The sequence below is a fragment of the Kribbella sp. NPDC048837 genome (assembly GCF_055586945.1).
The window spans coordinates 63,016-83,385 of record NZ_JBVJHF010000007.1; the positions used below are offsets into that span (position 1 = coordinate 63,016).

Consider the following 20,370-nt stretch of genomic DNA (forward strand, 5'->3'; position numbering starts at 1 on the left):
CACCTCCTCTCCGCCGCCGGCGGTGTCGATCCCACCGGCACGAGCACCGTACCCGAACGCCGCCCAGCGGGAAACCGGGTTTCTGGCACTCTAGATTTCGTCAGCGCCCGCACCGCGCACCGAGGTGAGACGTGGATCCACGGTTCGACCTTCCGTTGTACACGCGTGCCGAGGTCGCGCTCCACCTCGGACTGCCCGCCACCACGCTCGGCGACTGGCTCCGGTCCGGAGCACTCGAGGCCGGCCGCGGCGGCCGCGGCGAGCCGACGATCACCTTCGCCGGGCTGGTCGAGACCCACATGCTCCGCCACCTGCGGCACGCCGGTCTGTCGCTCCAGGCGATCGGCGAAGCGGCACTCGCTCTGCGCTCCCGGGCCGGACGCCACTATCCACTGGCATGGTCCGGTCTGGCGCACGACGGCCGCGACCTCCTGGTCGAGATCGCCGCCGAGGGCCGCGAGCAAGGCTGGGAACGCATCCGCGACAGCCAAGGCGGCCTCCCCGGCGTCCTCCGCCACGGCTCAGCCGCCATCGGCTGGTCCGACGACGGGTACGCCGCAACCCTCCGCCTCGTCATCTACCACGACATCGACGTCATCGTGGACCCAACCCAGTCCTCCGGCCAGCCCATGATCGAAGGCTCCACCATCCGGGTCGAGGACGTCATGGACCACGTCCGTACCGGCACCCCGTACCGCGAGATCGCCGCCAAGCTGAACCTCGAGGACTCCGAGGTGGAAGCCCTCGTCCGCCCCCACATCCGCCCACCCGCCCACCGCAAACCCCGCCACCCCCAACCCCAACCCGAAGCCCTCCTCTAAGCACGCACAAGCCCACGCGTCCTACAGCGGCGACTGCTGGAGCACGCGTGGGCTGGACGCGGGAGCTCTACTTCTTGCGGTCGTCGCGGATTCGTTTGGCTTTGCCGAGGGAGCGTTCGAGGGCGTGGGGCTCGACGACCTCGACGGTTGCGGTGACGCCTACGCGGTCTTTGATGCGGCGGGAGAGGGTGGTCGCGGCGGTGTGGTAGTCGGTGAGGTCGGGGGCGGCTTCTACCTGGACGGTGAGTTCGTCGAGGCGGCCGGGGCGGGTGAGGATGCAGAGGTAGTGGGGGGTCAGGCCGTCCACCAGGAGGATTTGTTCTTCGATCTGGGTGGGGAAGACGTTGACGCCGCGGACGATCATCATGTCGTCGGTCCGGCCGGTAATCTTCTCCATCCGGCGCATGCCGGGGCGGGCGGTGCCGGGCACCAGCCGGGTGAGGTCCCGGGTGCGGTAGCGGAGGACGGGGAAGGCTTCCTTGGTGAGGGTGGTGAAGACGAGTTCGCCTTCGGAGCCGTCGGGGAGGACCTCGCCGGTGACGGGGTCGATGATCTCGGGGTAGAAGTGGTCTTCCCAGATGTGCAGGCCGTCCTTGGTCTCGACACACTCCTGGGCGACGCCCGGTCCCATCACCTCGGACAGGCCGTAGATGTCGACCGCGTGGATGCCGGTGCGCTGCTCGACCTCGGCGCGCATCTGTTCCGTCCACGGCTCGGCGCCGAAGATCCCGATCCGCAACGACGTGTCTCGTGGATCCAGCCCACGGGCGGCCATCTCGTCCACGATCGCGAGGAAGTACGACGGCGTGACCATGATGATCCGCGCGCCGAAGTCCCGGATCAGGTCGACCTGCCGCTCGGTCATCCCGCCGGACACGGGTACGACGGTGCACCCGAGCCGCTCGGCTCCGTAGTGCGCCCCGAGCCCGCCGGTGAACAGACCGTAGCCGTAGGCAACGTGACACACGTCGCCCGCACGCCCGCCGGCGGCCCGGATCGAGCGCGCCATCAGGTCCGCCCAGTTGTCCAGGTCCTGTCGCGTGTACCCGACGACGGTGGGCCGTCCCGTCGTCCCGGACGAGGCGTGCACCCGCACCACCTCGGACCGCGGTACGGCGAACATCCCGAACGGGTAGTTGTCCCGCAGGTCCTTCTTCGCGGTGAACGGCAATCGGCCGAGGTCGGAGAGCTCCTGCAGATCCCCGGGCTTGAAGCCGACCGTATCCAGCGCGGCGCGATAGTGCGGGACGTTCTCGTACGCCCGCCGTACGGTTGCCTGTAGCAACGACAGTTGGCGCGTCCGGAGCTCGTCGACCGAGAGCCGTTCACCGGGGTCGCGCAGCTCCTCGGGGCAAGCCTCGCCGAGCATCTCAGCACCTCCGGTCACGGACGTGCGAGCAGGGTCGCGATGCCCTGGCCGACGCCGATGCACATGGTGGCCAGCGCGTACCCGGCGTCGCGGTGGCGAAGCTCCAGGGCGGCGGTAAGGGCGAGGCGGGCGCCGGACATCCCGAGCGGGTGGCCGAGGGCGATGGCGCCGCCATTCGGGTTGACGTGCTCGGCGTCGTCGGGCAGCCCGAGCTCACGCAGTACGGCGAGGGACTGCGAGGCGAACGCCTCGTTCAGCTCGATCACGCCGACGTCCGCCAGTGCGACGCCGGTGCGGTCGAGGAGCTTCCGGGTCGCGGGCGCCGGCCCGATCCCCATGATCCGTGGCGGCACCCCCGCGGCCGCCGTACCGACGATCCGGGCCAGCGGGGTGAATCCGTGCCGCTCGACCGCCTCGCCGCTCATCACCAGCAGCGCGGCGGCGCCGTCGTTGACGCCCGAGGCGTTGCCGGCGGTGACCGTCCCCGGTGAGCGGAACGGAGTCTTCAACGCGGACAGGGCTTCGAGCGAGGTCTCCCGCGGGTGCTCGTCGGCGTCCACGACGGCGATCGCTCCGCGCTTGCCCGGGACGTCGACGGCCACGATCTCCTCCGCCAGCCGCCCGTTGGCCTGCGCCTTGGCCGCCCGCTGCTGACTGCGCAGCGCGAACAGGTCCTGATCCTCGCGGGTCACCCCGAACTCCTCGGCGACGTTCTCCGCAGTCTCCGGCATCGAGTCGATCCCGTACTGCTCTTTGAGCGCCGGGTTCACGAAGCGCCAGCCGATCGTGGTGTCGAAGATCTCGGCCTGCCGGGAGAAGGCAGTCGTTGCCTTAGGCATCACAAAGGGTGCCCGGGACATCGACTCGACCCCGCCGGCCACGACGATGTCGTTGTCTCCGGCAATAATCGACCGGGCCGCCGACGCGACCGCGTCCAGACCGGATCCGCACAACCGGTTGATCGTCGTACCGGGCACCGAGACCGGCAGTCCCGACAGCAGCACCGCCATCCGGGCCACGTTCCGGTTGTCCTCCCCGGCCTGGTTGGCGCAGCCGAGAATCACATCGTCGATCAGTGCGGGGTCGACGGCCTGCCGGTTCAGCAGTGATGAGATGGCGTGCGCGGCCAGGTCGTCCGGCCGGACCGCGGAGAGCGCACCGCCGTACCGCCCGATCGGCGTACGGACGCCGTCCACCAGAAAGGCCTCGCGGCTCATGATTCCTCCACCGGAATGATCGTCCCGGACAGTTGACGGCTGCGGCCGCGGAACTCCGCGACCACCTCGTCGTCGCGGCGGACCGTCACGTCGTAGATCCCGTTCCGGCCGAACGCCGTTCGCTCGCGGGCCTCGGCGACGAGCAGGTCCCCGCGCCGGGCCGGGGCGACGAAGACGATGTCGCAGGCCTGCGCCACGGTGACCTGGTTGCGCGCGTTGCAGGCGAAGGCGAACGCGGAGTCGGCGAGGCAGAACACGAATCCACCATGCGCGATCCCGTGCCCGTTCACCATGTCCTCGCGCACCGGCATCTCGATCCGGGCCATACCCTCGGCGACGTCGACCAGCCGCATACCCAGGCCGGCGCTGGCGGTGTCCTCCGCCCACATCGCCGCGGCCACCCGGGCCGCCAAGTCATCCATGAATCTGCCCTATCGAGAAGAAGGCTTGTGACACCCTACCCCCCATCGCGTCAACGACTGTAACATCGCCTCTATGACCGATCTGCTCGCCGCTCATCGTGACCGCCTCGACGCCGCTCTGACCGCGATCCGCGGTCGCGGCTACCACTCCGCGTTCCCCGAGTCGCCGAGCCCCCGGGTGTACGGCGAGACCGCGGCGGCCGACGGCAAGTCCGCGTTCGAGGCCCACCTGGGTACGACGTACCCGCTGGAGACCCCCGGGACCCGCGGCACGGTCGTCACCGAGCAGTCGCCGTACGGGATCGCCCTGGACGTCTCGTACCCGCGGGTGGTGGAGGACGGCCTGGACGAGTTGCTCGCGGCGGCCCAAAGCGGCATCGCGGACTGGCGCCGGGCCGGGATCGACGCCCGTACCGGGGTCACCCTGGAGATCCTCGACCGGCTGCACAAGCGGATCTTCGAGCTGGCCAACGCGGTCCAGCACACGAGTGGTCAAGCGTTTGTGATGGCGTTCCAGGCCGGCGGCGCGCATGCGCTGGACCGGGCGCTGGAGGCGGTCGCGTACGCCTACGAGGAGATGAACCGCTACCCGGCCGAGGCGGTCTGGGAGAAGCCGGCCAAGGGTGACCCGATCCGGATGACGAAGACGTTCACCGTCACGGGTCGCGGTGTCGCGCTGGTGATCGGCTGCAACACGTTCCCGACCTGGAACTCCTGGCCGGGCCTGTTCGCGTCCCTGGTCACCGGCAACGCGGTGGTCGTGAAGCCGCACCCGCTGGCCGTCCTGCCGTTGGCGATCACCGTCGAGGTGTGCCGCGAGGTGCTCGCCGAGGCCGGCTTCGACCCGAACCTGGTCACCCTGGCCGTAGAGCGCGCCGGCGACGGCCTGGCCAAGCCGCTGGCGACCCGGCCCGAGGTGAAGCTGATCGACTTCACCGGCGGCAGCGAGTTCGGCGAGTGGCTGGAGCAGAACGCGACCCAGGCGACCGTCTTCACCGAGAAGGCCGGTGTGAACGCGGTCGTCATCGACTCCACCGATTCCTTCAAAGCGCTGACGGGGAACCTCGCCTTCACGCTCTCGCTGTACTCCGGCCAGATGTGCACCACGACCCAGAACATCTTCGTGCCGGCCGGCGGCATCGAGACCGATGAGGGCCACAAGTCGTTCGAGGAGGTCGGCGCCGGGATCGCGGGCGCGATGAGCAAGCTGCTCGGCGACGACGCCCGCGCGGTCGAGATCCTCGGCGGCATCGTGAACCAGGCCGTGATCAGCCGGCTCGAGCTCGCGCCCGAGTACGGCGAGGTCGTGCTGGAGTCGCGCGCGATCACGCACCCGGCCTTCCCGGACGCCGTGGTCCGCACCCCGCTGCTGGTCGCGATCGAGGCCAAGGACGCCGAGGTGTACGGGCGGGAGTGCTTCGGGCCGGTGTCCTTCCTGGTCAAGACCGCCGACACCGCCGAGTCGATCGAGCTGTTCCGGTCGACGGTCACCGAGAGCGGTGCGATGACGGCCGGGATCTACTCGACCGACGCGAAGGTGCTCGACGAGGCCCGTGAGGCCGCCCTCGACGCCGGCGTCGCCCTGTCGGAGAACCTGACCGGCCAGGTCTTCGTGAACCAGTCGGCCGCGTTCAGCGACTTCCACGGCACCGGCGCCAACCCGGCCGCCAACGCGACCTACACCGACGGCGCCTACGTGGCGAGCCGCTTCCGCGTCATCCAGTCCCGTCGCCACGTTGCGTGACCTCCCGAAGAGTGGCCGGGTCTACGACACCGGCGCTCTCACCGAGGACAACGAGATCACCCTGGCGATCAAGACGCTGGGCTACCGCTGCGTGTCCCCGGCGGACTCGGCATCAACCGGATCACCCTCCCGTACGCGGCACAGCAGGCCGGCATGGGGATCGGCGTCATCGCCATGTGGTCCTTCGTGCTGCTCCGCTCCGCGTGGGACTCGCTCCGGGTTCGCACTTCTGTTCGCGGGACTCGCGGTCCTCAAGTTGCTGCCGAAGCGTCGTTGAGCGGAACCTGAAGCGGAAGGTATGACTGAAGGACCGTCCTGATCTCCCCATCCGCCGACCCGTCCAGGAGAACCGCCGTGACACAAAGCTTGACCGAGGCACTCGCCTACTACGACAGCTGGCTGGCGTTCAACCAGCGGTACCAGCGGGTGCCGGGCGTCCAGGTCGCGGTGTACGCCGGGGACGCGATCGCGTTCTCGGCGGCGTATGGGCTGGCGGACGTGGAGAACGACGTACCGCTGACCGAGCAGCACCTGTTCCGGATCGCCTCGCATTCGAAGACGTTCACCGCGACGGCCGTGTTCCAGCTGGTCGAGCAGGGCCGGCTACGGCTGGACGACAAGGCCGAGCAGCACGTCACCGAGATCCACGGAACGCCGCTGGGCGAGCGGACCATCCGGGAACTGCTGGCGCACGCCGGCGGCATCACCCGGGACAGCCAGGCGGCCGACTGGTGGCAGCTGGCGACGAGCTTCCCCGACCGCGACGAGTTGCTCGCGGTGCTGCGCGAGGAGTCGTCGGCCGTGCTCCCGGAGAACGACCGCTTCAAGTACTCGAACATCGGCTACGGCCTGCTCGGTCTGGTGGTCGAGGCGGCCGCCGGGACGTCGTACAACTCCTATGTCCAGACCGCGATCGTGGACAAGCTCGGGCTGTCCGGGCTCGGGCCGGAGCTGGATCCGGCCCGGCTGAACGAGTACGCCGCCGGCTACAGCGCCCTGGCGTACGCCGACCAGCGGGTGCCGATCGAGCACGTCGACACCCGGGCCCTGGCCGCGGCGACCGGCTTCTTCGGCAACGCGCGCGACCTGGTCACGTACTTCTCCGCGCATCTGCCCGGTGACGACCGGCTGCTCACAGACAAGTCCAAGCGCGAGATGCAGCACCCGCTGTGGAAGACCGGCGACGAGGAGGGACCGCGGTACGGGCTGGGCCTCCAGGTGACGAAGGTCGGCGACCGGGAGGTCTTCGGCCACGGCGGCGGGTACCCGGGGCACATCACCCGGACGCTCGTCGACGCCGAACGCCGGATCGCGGTGTCCGTGCTGACCAATGCGATCGACGGCCCGGCCGCGTCGCTGGCCGAGGCGGCGCACAAGCTGATCACCCTCGCCGAAGCCAAGGAGCGTGGCGACGCGACCGGCCTGGCCCGGTTCACCGGCCGGTTCGCGAACCTCTGGGGTGTCGCCGACATCGTCGTCCTCGGCGGCCGGCTGTACGCGATCGACCCGACCTCCCCGGACCCGGCGGCCGAGCCCACCACGCTCGAGCCCGACGGCGACGACCTCCGCGTCACCGGCGGCTCCGGCTACGGCTCGTACGGCGAGGCGTACCGGTACACCTTCGGGCCGGACGGCACGGTGGAGTCGGTCCGCGGGTCCAGCGGCCTGCTCGCCCACCCGATCGACACGTTCACCCTGCCCACCCGGGTCACCGTGCGGTAAGTACCGTGCGGGGTATGACGATCCACGGTGATCACCCGTTCCTGCCGCCCGAGTCCGAGCGGAGTCCGGTACGGCGGTTGCGCGGGCGGCTGCCGTCACCGGTCGGCCTGTGGACGACGGCGTACGGCGGTAAGCGGGCCGGGCTCACCGTGTCGTCGATGCTCGTCGCCGACGGCGAGCCCGGGGTCGTGATCGGACTGATCGACCCGGACTCGGACCTGTGGGAAACGTTGCGTGAGGCAAGGACCGCGGTGGTGTCGCTGCTGGGTGCGCCGCATCAGCAGCTCGCGGACGCGTTCGGCTTCGTCGCTCCCGCACCAGGCGGTCCGTTCCGGTTGATCGACTGGACCGAGACTGCCTGGGGGCCGGCGCCGGTCGGCGTCAGCACCTGGGCCGGCTGCACACTCGTCTCTCCTGATCCGCCCGAGGCCGGCTGGGCGCTGCAGGTCCAGCTGGAGATCGCCCACGTCGAGCTCAACCCCGACGAGATCCCACCCCTGGTCCACCGCCGCGGCCGCTACGTGACGCTCTAGCCGCGGCTAAGGTGACTCCATGCGTGCCACCACGATTCATGCGCCGTACGACATCCGCCTGGAAGACGTCCCGGATCCGGCGATCGGCGGGCCGACCGACGCGCTGGTGAAAGTCGTTGCCTCATGCATCTGTGGCTCCGACCTGTGGCCGTACCGCGGCGAGAACAAGATCCGGCCGGGCAGCCGGATCGGGCACGAGTTCGTCGGGATCGTCGAGGAGATCGGCAGCGCGGTCCGCACGGTGAAGCCGGGTGACTTCGTGATCGCGCCGTTCGTGATCAGCGACGGCACCTGCCCGCACTGCCTGGCCGGCTACCAGAGCGCCTGCCAGAACCTGGCCGGCTTCGGCAGCGACCAGGCCGACGGCGGCCAGGGCGAGTACGTCAAACTCCCGTACGCCGATGGCACGCTGGTGGCGACGCCCGAGGTGCCGGACGACTCGCTCGTCCCCTCGCTGCTCACGCTCTCCGACGTGATGGGCACCGGGTGGCATGCCGCCCGTGCGGCCCGGGTGAAGGCCGGCGACACGGTCGTCGTGGTCGGCGACGGTGCGGTCGGGCTGTGCGGCGTACTCGCGGCCTCGCGAATGGGGGCCGCGCGGGTGGTGGCGATGTCGCGGCACGAACCACGGCAGAAGCTGGCGGTCGAGTTCGGCGCCACGGACATCATTGCCGAACGCGGTGACGCCGCGCGGGACGCCGTACTGGAGTTGACCGACGGCGTCGGCGCCGACGCCGTCCTCGAGTGTGTCGGCACCGGGCAGGCGATGACGACCGCGTTCGACGTCGCGCGCGCCGGGGCGACGGTCGGGTTCGTCGGAGTGCCGCACGGGGTCGAGGTCCCGATCGGGACGATGTTCCGGCGCAACGTCGGACTGGCCGGCGGGATGGCGCCCGCGCGGGCCTATCTGCCCGACCTGATGGCCGACGTCCTGGCCGGCGAGATCGACCCCGGGAAGGTGTTCGACCTGGAGTTGCCGCTGGAAGAAGTGGCCGAGGGCTACAAAGCCATGCACGAACGCCGGGCGATCAAGGTTCTCCTGCGTCCGTAGGAAAGTTTCGCGCAACCGGACTGCGCACGGTGCCCGATCGGACGGGGAATGTGCGCGCTCTCACACCGATGACGCGTCGGGGATCACGTCTGCGCAACGCGCCTGCGCGGAGCGTTGACACCCGGCGCGCGGCGTGCCCAGAGTTGCACCGTCAAGGGGGCATCGTTGTCACAGGCGGCTCCATCAACTGATCGGAGAGTGAATCATGCGTGGTGGTCTGAGTAAGACCCTGGCGCTGGTGGGTGCGGCAGGTCTTCTCGCTGTCAGCGCCTGCGGGAACAGCGACGACAGCGGCGGCAGCGGGGACTCTTCCGCGAACAAGGACGTCACTGTCTTCACCTGGTGGGCCGACGGTGGCGAGAAGGCCGGTCTGGACGGCTTGGTCTCGGTGTTCAACACCGACTGCAAGGACTTCAAGTTCGTCAACTCCGCGGTCGCCGGTGGCGCCGGGTCGAACGCCAAGCAGGTGCTGGCCAACGACCTGCAGGCGGGCAAGCCGCCGTCGACGTTCCAGGCGCACGCCGGTGCGGAGCTGAAGGACTACATCAACGCCAATCAGGTCGACGACGTCAGTCAGCTGTACAAGGACTACGGGCTGGACAAGGCCTTCCCGCAGAACCTGGTCGACAACCTGACCGTCGACGGCAAGATCTACTCGATCCCGGCGAACATCCACCGGGCGAACGTGGTCTGGGCCAACCCCGCGGTGCTGAAGAAGGCCAACATCGACGGTGCCACCGCACCGGCCAGCGTGGACGCGTGGATCGCGGACCTCGAGAAGCTGAAGGCCGCCGGCGTGAAGGCGCCGCTGGCGATCTCCAAGGGCTTCGCCCAGGAGATGCTGGTCGAGGCCGTGCTGCTGGCCGAGCTCAAGCCGGATGCGTTCAAGGGCCTGTGGGACGGTAAGACCGACTGGTCCGGCGCCGATGTGACCGCCGCGCTGAACAAGTACAAGACGCTGCTGACCTACACCAACGCCGACCGCGAGGCGATCGACTGGCCGGACGCGCTGGGGTACGTGAACAAGGGCCAGGCCGGCTACACGCTGATGGGTGACTGGGTCGCCGCACAGCAGCTGGCCGACAAGGTGCCGGACACGGCGTACACCTACTGGCCGGCGCCGGGTACCGCGGGCACCTTCCAGTTCCTGGCGGACTCGTTCACGCTGCCGACGGGCGGCGCGGATCCCGACGGGGCGAAGTGCTGGCTGAAGACCGTCGGCTCGGCCGAGGGCCAGAAGGCCTTCAACACCAAGAAGGGCTCGATCCCGGCCCGCTCGGACGCCGACCCGGCGGACTACCCGAAGTACCAGCAGACGGCGATGGCGGACTGGAAGAAGGACACGATCGTCCCGTCCTGCGCTCACGGTGCCGCGTGCACGCTGGGCCAGAACAACGACATCCTGTCCGCGATCAGCCAGTTCAGCGGGAGCCCGGACGTCGCGAAGCTGCAGACGGCGCTCGGTAACGCGATGAAGACGAGCTGATGCAAGGCGAGTTGAGGACCGGTGACGTGGTTGCCGTCGTGACGGAGGGCTGAGCATGCACGGAAGAATCCGTACCTGGGGACCCGGTGCCCTGGTGCTGCTGCCGACTGTGCTGCTGCTGGGGTACTTCGTCTACGGGCTGATCGCGTGGACGTTCAACACGTCACTGACCGATCGGCACACCGCCCGCAAGGGCTCGGCGAACTACGTCGGGTTCGAGAACTACACGAACCTGTTCGGTGAGGACCGGTTCCTCAACTCGCTGAAGAACCTCGGCGTGCTCACGGTGCTGTTCATCGTGGGCACGCTGATCTTCGGCCTGATCTGGGCGCTGCTGCTGGAGAAGGGGGTCACCGGCGAGGGTGTGTTCCGGTCGATCTTCCTGTTCCCGATGGCGATCTCGATGATCGCCTCGGGTGTCGTCTGGGGCTGGTTGCTGAACCCGTCCCAGGGTGACGACGCGCGCGGGCTGAACCGGCTGTTCGAGCTTCTCCACCTGCCGTTCCTGGAGAACGCCTGGTGGACCGCCGGCAGCAGATGGACGACGATGGCGGCCATCGCCCTCCCGGCGGTCTGGCAGCTGTCCGGGTACATCATGGCGCTGTTCCTGGCCGGTTTCCGGGGCATCCCGCCGGAGCTGCGCGAGGCGGCGCGGGTCGACGGCGCCTCGGAGTTCAAGCTGTACCGGCACGTGCTGTTCCCGCAGCTGTCGCCGATCGCCCTGTCGGCGCTGATCATCCTCGGCCACATGTCGCTGAAGCTGTTCGACCTGATCTATGCGATCACCGGGCCGAACCAGTTCCGCACCGAGGTGCCCTCGATCCTGCTGTGGAACACCTTGCTGCGCGGCGACCAGGCCAAGGCAGCCGCGATCGCGATCGTGATGCTCGCGGTCGTCGCCGTACTCGTCATCCCGTACGTCGCGTACACCGTCCGGCAGGAGAGCAACGAATGACCGCCGTCGAAGCCGCCACCGGCACCACTGCGGCAGCGATCCGCCGGAAGCCGCGGACCGGTGCCGATGGGACGACCCGGCTGAGCCGGTCCGTCAAGTACCTTCTGCTGCTGCTGTTCCTGCTGTTCGTCCTCATCCCGGTGTACGTCGTGGTGGTCGGCAGCTTCAAGACGTCCAGCGACACCACCGCCGCCGCGCAGTGGAACTTCCCGCAGGTCTGGACCGTGGAGCCGTGGCGCAAGGCCTGGGACGTGCTGGCTCCGTACATGGTCCGGTCGCTGTCGCTGGCGATCCCGGCCGCGATCATCTCGTCGATGATCGGGTCCGTGAACGGGTTCGTGCTGGCCCGCTGGCGGTTCCCGGGCGCGAACCTCGTGTTCGCGTTCATCCTGTTCGGGATGTTCATCCCCTACCAGGCGGTGATGCTGCCGCTGCGGACGACGTTCACCGAGCTGGACATCACCCGGGGAATTCCGACGCTGATCATCGCGCACTGCATCTACGGCATCCCGATCTGCACGCTGATCTTCCGGAACTACTACGCCACGATCGTGCCGAACGAGATCATCGAGTCGGCCCGGGTGGACGGCGCCGGACTGGTCCAGACCTACGCGCGGATCATCCTGCCGATCTCGATCTCCGGGTTCGTGGTGACGCTGATCTGGCAGTTCACCTCGGTCTGGAACGACTTCCTGTTCGCGCTGTTCCTCACCACGCAGCAGAACGGCCCGGTGACGCTGGGCCTGGCGGCGCTGGCCGGCGGTCAGAAGGTCGACTACGCGGCCAGCATGGCGGGCGCGCTGATCACCTCGCTGCCGACCCTGCTGGTCTACATCCTGCTGGGCCGCTGGTTCATCGGCGGCCTGATGGCAGGTGCCCTGAAGGGCTGACGGTTCCCGGCCGCGGCCCGTGCCAGCCGATGCACGGGCCGCAGTCCGTTGGTCACGGCGTGTCGATCGAGTTGTCCACAGGACGCGCGCACTGGCCTGCGGGGGACTGCCGGAGGGCGGTAACCTCACGGAGGTGACCAAGTCTCCACGCGACCGGGACGGACGGCGCGGCCATCTGCGGCTCGTCGGTTCGACCCCCGGCCCGACCCACGGACCCACGGCGGGTGTCGATGTCGACATCACGCCGAGCGTCGCCGTGCTGGAGACCCTGCTCGAGACGCTGGCCCTCGACCTCGCCGCGGCGCCCCGCGCGCTGCACCCGGTGATCGCCGAGGCGTCGGTGGCGCGGTCGGCGGCGATGCTCACCGACCAGCTCTGGCCGGCCGGGCGTCCGGACGAGATCGGCGAGGTGGAGCGGTTCTTCTGGGCCGACGCCGCCCGCGTGCTCGGCGAGCGCCGGGACGTGGATTCCTTTGTGCTGCTGACCAGCCTGGCCCGCACGGTCGGGCCGGCCGGGCGGCTGCCGCTGCAACGAGCCCATCTGTCCCGGTTGCGCACCCAGGTGCAGGTGCCGGAGTGGGTGACCCGGATCGCCGGTTTCCGGCTGACCAGCGCGATCGTGTCGGAGGACATCACCGGTGACGGGCTGAGCGTGGTTCTCGACTACGACGACGAGCAGCATCCGCACACCGTGGTGGTCTTCATCGACAACAACCTCGGCGCGATCGTGAAGGACGTGTTCGTCGGCCCGCCGGTGGACCGGGTCCTGGAGGCGTATCAGCGCGGCGGCCGGGTGACCATCCGGACCGTGCGCGCCGCGACCGCGGCCGGGATCATCCTGCAGGCGCTCGGGGAGACCAACGACTACGACGATCCGCCGGTCAGCGAGGACTTCGAGTTCTTCTCCGGACTGCTGGTGAACCGGTTGACCCAGCTGCCCGAGCGCCCGATCCGGCCGCCGATCCGCCCGTTGCTGTCACCGCGGCAACGCGATCAGCTGGTCGACGAGTTCCTCGAGTCGCGGTATGCGGTGGGATTGCCACCGGATGCCGCGGACATCGTCCGGTTGTGGATCGACCACGCGGTGGACCACACGGTCGGCGGTCCGTTGCGGGTCAGCGCCGTACTGGTCGAGCTGTTCCTGGCGCACTGGCTGCCGCGCAAGGTGCTTGCAGATAGCACCTATTTCGAGGCGGTGCCGGTCGTGGTGAAGGCGTGGCTGGAGTTCGCCGGGGAGCGGACCCAGCTGCCGCTGGACGCCGTCGACGAGGCGGTCGACGCGGTGGACGTGTGGACCCCCGCGCTGGAAGCCGCCGCGATGATCGACCCGATCGGCTCGAAGCCCGGCGAGCGGGTGTTCCTCGACGACACCACCAACGACCTGGAAGACGCCTACCGGGCGCTGTCCGGTCTGGGCTCACCCCCACAGCCGGACCTGCACGGCCTGGACAAGTCCCAGGCCGCCACCCTGTCGGTCCTGGCCCCGCACGCCTGGCTGATGGCCGGCGAGACCCTCGGCAACGCCTACGCGCCCGACGCGTTCGACATCGCCGAACGCCTGGTCCGCGACGCCCCCGACCTGCTGGCCAAGGCCCGCCTCTCCACCTGGCCCCGAGCCATCGTCTGGCTCCTCGCCCACCGCCACCGCCTCGTCGGCCCCGGCGAAGCCCTCACCCCCTACGCCCTGGCCGCCGACCTCTCGTCCTCCCCGGCCACCCTCCGCAAAACCGCCAAACTCCTCACCGACACCCTGATCCTCCCGCGCTAGCCCCGCCGCCGGCGCGGTTGTGCCGCGGCGGACAATGGGGGCATGCATGTGCGTGCGCCGGAGCTCAAGGGTCGTGGGTGGTTGAACACGGGGGGACGGGAGCTGAAGCTCGCGGACTTCCGGGGGCGGTTCCTGTTGCTGGACTTCTGGACGTTCTGCTGCATCAACTGCCTGCACGTGCTGGACGAGTTGCGACCGCTCGAGGAGAAGTACGGCGACGCGCTGGTGATCGTCGGCGTGCACTCGCCGAAGTTCGCGCACGAGGGTGAAGAGGAGGCGGTCCGGTCCGCCGTCGAGCGGTACGAGGTGGCCCACCCGGTGCTGGACGACCCGGAGCTCGTCACCTGGCAGAACTACACGGCCCGTGCGTGGCCGACGCTCGTACTCGTGGATCCGAACGGGTACATCGTCGCGCAGTACTCCGGTGAAGGACACGCGCACGCGCTGGACGCACAGCTGGCGGAGCTGATCGCCGAGCACGAGCAGGCCGGCACGCTGACCCGCGGCAAGTCGCCGTACGTCGCTCCCGCCGCGGAGCCCACCGACCTCCGGTTCCCGGCCAAGGTGGTTGCGCTGGACACCGGCTTCCTGGTCGCGGATGCCGGCAACCACAGCATCGTCGAGCTCGCCGCCGACGCGCAGACCGTCGTACGGCGGATCGGCACCGGGCAGCGTGGATTCGCCGACGGTTCCGCCGGCGAGGCGAGCTTCTCCGAGCCGAACGGGCTCACCCGGCTCCCGGCCGGCGTCGCCGCGAAACTCGGGTACGACGTGGTTGTCGCCGACACCGTCAACCACGCGTTGCGCGGGATCGACCTGGCCAGCGCCGAGGTCACCACATTGGTTGGCACTGGCAAGCAATGGATGGACGGCGACGGCACGGACGTGCTGAGTTCACCGTGGGATGTCGCGTGGTGGCAGGACAAGGTGTGGATCGCGATGGCCGGCGTTCACCAGTTGTGGACCTACGACCCGTTCACCCGGGTCACGGAAGTTGCCGCCGGCACCACCAACGAGGGCCTGAAGGACGGCGTGCTCGCCGAGGCCTGGTTCGCGCAGACGAGCGGTCTCGCGGTCGACGGCGACCGGCTCTGGCTGGCCGACTCGGAGATCTCCGCGCTGCGGTGGATCGACACGGAGGTGCACACCGCGGTCGGCACCGGCCTGTTCGACTTCGGACTCCGCGACGGTAAGGCGAGTGAGGCGCTGCTCCAGCATCCGCTGGGTGTGACCGTGCTGCCGGACGGTTCGATCGCGATCGCCGACACCTACAACGGCGCCGTGCGACGCTACGACCCGCGCACCGAGGTGGTCGAGACGATGGCGACCGGGCTGGCCGAGCCCAGCGGTGCTGTTGTCGTGGGCAACGAACTGCTGGTGGTCGAGTCCGCCGCACACCGGCTGACCCGGATCCCCTTGGGCGCTTCGGCGACGGTGAACGAGTTCAGCACGCGGTCGCAGCGGCCGCCGATGGACATCGCGGCCGGCGAGGTGACGCTGGAGGTCGTGTTCACGCCGCCGCCGGGGCAGAAGCTTGACGATCGGTACGGCCCGTCGACGCGGCTGCTGGTGTCGTCCACCCCGGAGAATCTGCTGCGCGAGGGCGCCGGCGACTCGACCGATCTCGCCCGCCGGCTGGTCATCGACGAGCGCGTCGGCGATGGCGTGCTGCACGTTGCCGTGCAGGCGGCGTCCTGCGACGACTCGGCCGAGGTCGAGTTCCCCGCCTGCCACATGCATCGTCAGGACTGGGGCGTCCCCGTCCGCGTCGCCCCGGACGGCCCCACCCGGCTGGAGCTGGTGCTCTCGGGAGCAACTACTCCTTGATGTCGCGGTGGTGTTCCTCGACGACCCGGTACTCCTCCTCGACCGCGGGGTCGATCGCGTCGGTCTCGACGCGACGGCGCCGGTTGGTGATGTAGAAGGAGAGCGCGATACCGGCCAGACCGGCGAGCATCAGGATGTAGCCGACGACCGTCAGGTTGACGGCGTCCCACGAGTCCTGGACCGCGAACGCCAGGACGGCACCCACGACCATCAGAAAGATCCCCACACCGATGCTCATCGACGTCCTCCTCGTGAAGTCGTCCTACACGGACGACGCTACCGCGCGACGACGGCGTAATCCATGACAACAGGTGTCTTGTGCACCACTGGCACCCAACCGGTACCCGCGCGTCAAACCTTGCCGACGGCGGATCAGTTGGCGCTGAGGTCGATGTCCCCGCTCACGGTCGTGGCCTCGATGGTGTGCGACCCGTTCGTGTCGTTGCCCAGCTCGTTGTCGACGTCACCGCTGCGGGTGTCGGTGCTGACCTTGTAGCCGCCGGACGGCGCGGTCACCTCGATGTCGCCGCTGGTGCCCTTGGCGCGGACGTCGTTCGCCTCGGCCAGCTGGAGCTCGATGTCGCCGGAGCTGGTCTCGACGTGCACCGGGCCGCCCTTGAGACCGGAGGCCTTGATGTCGCCGGAGTTCGCCTTCACGTCCAGCTTGCCGGTCAGGTCGCCGATCTCAACGTCGCCGGAGGTGAGGTCGAGCTTCACGTCGCCGGTGACGTCGTCGAGCTCGATCTTGCCGGACCGCGACTTCGCGTCGATCCCGCTGACGCCGGAGATCGAGAGGTCGCCGCTGCCGTTCTCCCCGGTGACCTTGGTGCCGCGGGGGACCGTCACGACGAAGTCGGCGCTGCACTGCCAGCCGCAGTCGGCGTCGAGCTTGAGTACGCCGTCCTTCACCGAGTACGCGTCGCCGTGCTTCCAGAACCAGTACCGGCGCTTCTCCTGGACCGTCGTGGTGTCGTCGTCGGACACCTGGATGCTGATGTCGGCGCGCTCGGCGGCCAGCTGGACCGTGGTGATCTTCTCGTCGATCCGGTGCGTGTCGTCGGAGTCCTTGTCCCCGAACTGCCAGAACGCCAGCCCGGCCGCGGCCACCAGAAGTATCGCCCCGAGCTGCTTGCTCTCCGCCATCGTCCGCCCTTTTCTCCTGCCCCGCCCACGTTGTCCGCTCGACAGTAGGCCGGGACCCGCGGCCGCCGGATCCGGCAGATCCCCCGAGACGCCCCTGAGCCGGTCCCCGGGGAAGCCCGAGGTCAGCGGTGCAGCTCGCCCCGGGAGACGGAGGCGGCGAGGTCGTCGCCGGTCGTGCCGTAGAACGTTCGGGCCCAGAGGGTGTCGCCGTACCAGTACGGCCCGTCGTCGCCCGGCAACGACGCCGGCGCCTTCCCGCGCTTGAGCGCCTGACGGCACGTGGCACACAACGGCAGCGTCAGCGTCGTCCCGTCGGCCTCGACCTGGGTCGGCTTGCCGGCAGCCCTTCCGTGCAAGGGATTGAAGGCACACAGCTCCGGTACGGCGTTCGCCCTCCGGCCGGCCGCGATCGCCACGGACCGGTCGTACTCGCGGCGTGCCTTGTCCAGCAGCACCATCGCTCCGACCAGGTCGACCAGCGCGGTCGACGAGTCGAGCACCTTGCCCGCGGCGGCGTAGTCGTCCAGCGCGGCCTGCTGGTGACGCAGGCCGGGACCCTCGACGGTGGGCAGCGCCGCCAGCTGTGATCCGAGCCTGGTCAGCTCGTCGGTGTTCTCGCGGACCAGCCGCCGGCGCCGCTCGGCCGCGACGGTCGCCGCGACATGCGGCGGGATCCGGAACGCGTTCTCCCGCGACGCTCCGCCGCCTGACCTCCGGCGCAGCAGACCGATGACCAGCCCGAGGACGACCAGCACCACGATCCCGAGGACGACGAAGAGCGCCACGGCGCCACCGGACGAATCATCCGAGTCCTCGTCCCCGCTCGAACCCGAGCCCGTCGTCGCTTTCGGAGTCGTTTCGGGAAGCGTCGGCGACGCCAGCAGCTCGTACATCCGGGCCAGCACCTCGGTCGGCCCGGCGTCGTACCCGGTGTCGTCGAGCGCGCGGTCCCGGACCGCACTCAGCCGGCTCTCGTCGACCTGCGGCAGATCGTGCGCCTCGTACCAGGGGAAGCGGTCGCCGCCGTCGACCACGACGTACAGACCGGGCTTGCGGAGGGCATCGATCACCAGGGTGAGGACCGTGCTCTCCTCGCCCTGGAACACGTCGCTGGGGGTGAGCGGCAGCACGATCGAGTAGACCGGGTACCCGAGCGCCTTGGCCTTGGCCCGCACGTCGGCGCGCAGCGTCTCCGGCAGGGCCGATTCGTACGCCGGATCGACGTACAACGGGTCCTTGGTCAGCGCGGTCGCGATCTCCCGGGCCCGCTCGGCGGGCGTCTGGGTGGACCCGGCGGTCGCGGGGAGCGCCGGCAGGAGCGCGGCCAGCATGGTCGCAAGCAGGATCAGGCAGTTCCGGGCTCTCATGACCGTCCTCCACGTCGTCCGGCGACGAGTGCCGCCACTCCCAGCACGAGCCCGGCCAGCAAGGCTCCACCGAGGAGTCCCAGCACACCGCCGCCGGCACCGTTGCCGATCGCCTTGCCCACGGTGAACCGTTCCTCCGGGTACGTTGTCGCCGGCTCCGGTGGGAGGGGTTCGGTCCGGGCCGGTTCCGGCGTGTAGCGGTCGCCGAGCCGCAGCTCGGCGAGATAGTCGGACAGTTGGCCGCTCATCGTCTGCTTCGGTTCCGCCCAGGTGCTGCTCGCTGCCCGCGCGGCGATCTCGTGCGAGACGCCGTACGTCGTGTCGCCGTCCATCACGACGTACACCCCGGGTTTCCCGTTGCCCGCCGCGAGCCGGCCGGCCAGCAAGGCGGCGTCACCCTGCTCCGGGAACCATTGGCCGGTCGGCACGACCGCGACGTACACCCGGACCTCGGCGGTCTCGATCGCCTGGAGCAGGGGAGCTTCGTCGACGATGCTCGCGAAGTCGGGATCGACGTACAGCGGGCCGGTGGCCCACGCGGCCACCGCGGCGGCGATCCGGGGGTCGGCCGGCTGCGCGGCCGCGGCGGGCAGCGCCGGGCCGAGCGCGATGATCGTTGCGATGAGCAACAGTACGGCGCGCTTCACCGGGACTCGTCCTGCCGCTCGGCGACCAGGTCGGGCAGGTCGTCGGACAGCGCACCGAAGCCGGTCGCGACCATCGGGCTGTCCGCGGGATCCAGGTTCCAGTAGGAGACGATCTCGCGGTCGCGGCCGAACCGGCCGGCCTTCCGCCAGACCCGTAGCCCGAGCGGCCGGCGGCCCCTGGCCAACGCCTGGGCGCAGCGAGTGCACGCGGGCACCTCCACGTCGTCCTGCCAGGTGACGGTCCTGGTACCGGGCTGATGGGTGGGATCGAAGAAGCACGGCGGCTGGACGGGTGATCCGCCGGCGACCTGCTCCGCCTGCCGGGCCAGGACGAACGCGCCGGCCAAGGCGAGCAGATCGTCCGGCTGGCGCTTGCGCAGAGCACGCGCGGCGTCCAGCCGGCGGGTGGCGTCCTCGCGCTGATCGAGCTGCCGCACGGACAACTTGGTCCGCAGGCCGGGTCGCTCGATCGCCCGGTCGGCGCGGCGGATGTACTGATCCGCCTTGGTCCGCAGCTGCGCCAGGCTGACCGACGGCTTGCCGAACGGTCCGCGGGGGTCCTGCTTGCGTCGCTTGCGGCGCAGGGAGAGCCACAGCGTCAGCGCGAACCCGGCCACCGCGCCGACCCCGACACCGATGTACGCGGATCGGTCCTCTTGGTCCGTGACCGACAGACCGCGGTCCTCGCGCGCCGGCTCCAGGTCCCCGGCCGGGATCGGCGGGAGCGGGCGGCCGTCGTACGCCGTCGCCGCCTCCTGGATCGTGCGGACGATGCCGGGCGCGGGGTGATCGTCGACGATGTCGTAGCGCTGCTTGTCATCGAGTTGAACGCTCACCAGGCTGCGCCCCTTCAGGCCGCCGGCCCGGAACAGCTCCTCCCCGCCCGACCAGTAGTCGTCGGACACCACACGGACGATGTACAACCCGGGTTGCCCGATCCGCGCGTGCAGCAGGGTCGGGAGGTCGACCAGATGCTCGCGCGTGTACGGCGATTGCGGCACGAGGGCGACGTACACCCCGAAGGCAGCGGTGCCGGCCGCGGTGCGGATCCGGGTCAGCTCGGCGGCGGGGAACGCCGGGGCGAGTCGCGGATCCAGGTAGATTCGGTCGGTGCGCCAGCCGGCGGCGATCCGGTCGGGCAGTTGGGGAGTCGCGGCGCGTGCCGGAGTGATCGGGAGGGCCACCAGGAGGGCGAGCAGGACGCTGAGGCGGCGGAGGCGGGAGCACATCGCGGACAGCGTACGACGAGCGGACCGGGACACGATCACACGGACGCGCCAGCTGGACCGGCGGTTCCGTCCCCGGACGTGACACGGCCCTGGCTCGGACAGGGGAAGCCAAGCCAGGGTCGCGGTGTTGCCACGGGCAGAAACGTTGCTACCAACCGCAGTTCCTCACCAGGGCAGAT

General features: G+C 69.8%; 18 protein-coding genes. 10 read left to right on the top strand and 8 right to left on the bottom strand.

Annotated features, from left to right (window positions below):
* Nucleotides 1–131 precede the first annotated feature (131 nt).
* Nucleotides 132–821: a DUF433 domain-containing protein gene (locus ACZ6O0_RS29975; protein ID WP_465768356.1), complete on the top strand. Its 690-nt coding sequence runs from the start codon at nt 132–134 to the stop codon at nt 819–821.
* Between the two features lie 67 nt (nt 822–888).
* Here the strand turns inward: ACZ6O0_RS29975 and paaK are convergent, their stop codons facing one another.
* Genes paaK through paaI form a run of 3 tightly spaced genes read right to left on the bottom strand, consistent with a single transcriptional unit; the run spans nt 889 to nt 3,829 of the window.
* Complete coding sequence (paaK, locus tag ACZ6O0_RS29980) at nt 889–2,190, bottom strand: phenylacetate--CoA ligase PaaK (RefSeq protein ID WP_465768357.1); 1,302 nt, start codon at nt 2,188–2,190, stop codon at nt 889–891.
* 14 nt (nt 2,191–2,204) lie between these two features.
* Nucleotides 2,205–3,407, bottom strand: coding sequence for a 3-oxoadipyl-CoA thiolase (pcaF, locus tag ACZ6O0_RS29985; RefSeq protein WP_465768358.1), 1,203 nt, complete (start codon nt 3,405–3,407; stop codon nt 2,205–2,207).
* Nucleotides 3,404–3,829, bottom strand: coding sequence for a hydroxyphenylacetyl-CoA thioesterase PaaI (paaI, locus tag ACZ6O0_RS29990; protein WP_465768359.1), 426 nt, complete (start codon nt 3,827–3,829; stop codon nt 3,404–3,406). Before paaI ends, pcaF begins: the two co-directional genes overlap by 4 nt.
* Before the next feature lie 73 nt (nt 3,830–3,902).
* Between paaI and paaN the strand changes: the two genes are divergently transcribed.
* The 9 genes from paaN (at nt 3,903) to ACZ6O0_RS30035 (ending at nt 15,805) form a co-directional block, all read left to right on the top strand.
* Entirely contained in the window at nt 3,903–5,573 is a 1,671-nt protein-coding gene (gene paaN, locus ACZ6O0_RS29995) for a phenylacetic acid degradation protein PaaN (protein WP_465768360.1), read from the top strand.
* A 354-nt stretch (nt 5,574–5,927) separates the two neighbouring features.
* Nucleotides 5,928–7,295: a serine hydrolase domain-containing protein gene (locus tag ACZ6O0_RS30000; protein ID WP_465768361.1), complete on the top strand. Its 1,368-nt coding sequence runs from the start codon at nt 5,928–5,930 to the stop codon at nt 7,293–7,295.
* 14 nt (nt 7,296–7,309) lie between these two features.
* Nucleotides 7,310–7,828 carry a flavin reductase family protein gene (locus ACZ6O0_RS30005; protein ID WP_465768362.1) on the top strand — a complete coding sequence of 173 codons (519 nt, stop codon included), beginning with the start codon at nt 7,310–7,312 and terminating at the stop codon, nt 7,826–7,828.
* 19 nt (nt 7,829–7,847) lie between these two features.
* On the top strand, nt 7,848–8,879 hold the full coding sequence (locus tag ACZ6O0_RS30010) for a zinc-dependent alcohol dehydrogenase family protein (RefSeq protein WP_465768363.1): 1,032 nt from the start codon (nt 7,848–7,850) through the stop codon (nt 8,877–8,879).
* A 205-nt stretch (nt 8,880–9,084) separates the two neighbouring features.
* Entirely contained in the window at nt 9,085–10,365 is a 1,281-nt protein-coding gene (locus tag ACZ6O0_RS30015; RefSeq protein WP_465768364.1) for an ABC transporter substrate-binding protein, read from the top strand.
* Nucleotides 10,366–10,420: 55 nt separating this feature from the next.
* Nucleotides 10,421–11,320 carry a carbohydrate ABC transporter permease gene (locus tag ACZ6O0_RS30020; RefSeq protein WP_465768365.1) on the top strand — a complete coding sequence of 300 codons (900 nt, stop codon included), beginning with the start codon at nt 10,421–10,423 and terminating at the stop codon, nt 11,318–11,320.
* On the top strand, nt 11,317–12,210 hold the full coding sequence (locus tag ACZ6O0_RS30025; protein ID WP_465768366.1) for a carbohydrate ABC transporter permease: 894 nt from the start codon (nt 11,317–11,319) through the stop codon (nt 12,208–12,210). The genes ACZ6O0_RS30020 and ACZ6O0_RS30025 overlap by 4 nt, the downstream gene beginning before the upstream one ends.
* A gap of 133 nt (nt 12,211–12,343) precedes the next feature.
* On the top strand, nt 12,344–13,978 hold the full coding sequence (locus ACZ6O0_RS30030; protein ID WP_465768367.1) for a hypothetical protein: 1,635 nt from the start codon (nt 12,344–12,346) through the stop codon (nt 13,976–13,978).
* Between the two features lie 42 nt (nt 13,979–14,020).
* On the top strand, nt 14,021–15,805 hold the full coding sequence (locus ACZ6O0_RS30035) for an NHL domain-containing thioredoxin family protein (RefSeq protein WP_465768368.1): 1,785 nt from the start codon (nt 14,021–14,023) through the stop codon (nt 15,803–15,805).
* On the opposite strand, the gene ACZ6O0_RS30040 is transcribed toward ACZ6O0_RS30035, so the two are convergent.
* The 5 genes from ACZ6O0_RS30040 to ACZ6O0_RS30060 form a co-directional block, all read right to left on the bottom strand.
* Nucleotides 15,795–16,043 carry a DUF6458 family protein gene (locus ACZ6O0_RS30040; RefSeq protein ID WP_465768369.1) on the bottom strand — a complete coding sequence of 83 codons (249 nt, stop codon included), beginning with the start codon at nt 16,041–16,043 and terminating at the stop codon, nt 15,795–15,797. The genes ACZ6O0_RS30035 and ACZ6O0_RS30040 overlap by 11 nt on opposite strands.
* Before the next feature lie 134 nt (nt 16,044–16,177).
* Nucleotides 16,178–16,948 carry a DUF4097 family beta strand repeat-containing protein gene (locus tag ACZ6O0_RS30045; protein WP_465768370.1) on the bottom strand — a complete coding sequence of 257 codons (771 nt, stop codon included), beginning with the start codon at nt 16,946–16,948 and terminating at the stop codon, nt 16,178–16,180.
* Between the two features lie 122 nt (nt 16,949–17,070).
* Nucleotides 17,071–18,315 (bottom strand): hypothetical protein, encoded by a 1,245-nt coding sequence (locus tag ACZ6O0_RS30050; RefSeq protein WP_465768371.1) that lies wholly within the window; start codon nt 18,313–18,315, stop codon nt 17,071–17,073.
* On the bottom strand, nt 18,312–18,962 hold the full coding sequence (locus ACZ6O0_RS30055; RefSeq protein WP_465768372.1) for a hypothetical protein: 651 nt from the start codon (nt 18,960–18,962) through the stop codon (nt 18,312–18,314). The genes ACZ6O0_RS30050 and ACZ6O0_RS30055 overlap by 4 nt, the downstream gene beginning before the upstream one ends.
* Nucleotides 18,959–20,191: a hypothetical protein gene (locus ACZ6O0_RS30060; protein WP_465768373.1), complete on the bottom strand. Its 1,233-nt coding sequence runs from the start codon at nt 20,189–20,191 to the stop codon at nt 18,959–18,961. The genes ACZ6O0_RS30055 and ACZ6O0_RS30060 overlap by 4 nt, the downstream gene beginning before the upstream one ends.
* Between the last annotated feature and the right edge of the window lie 179 nt (nt 20,192–20,370).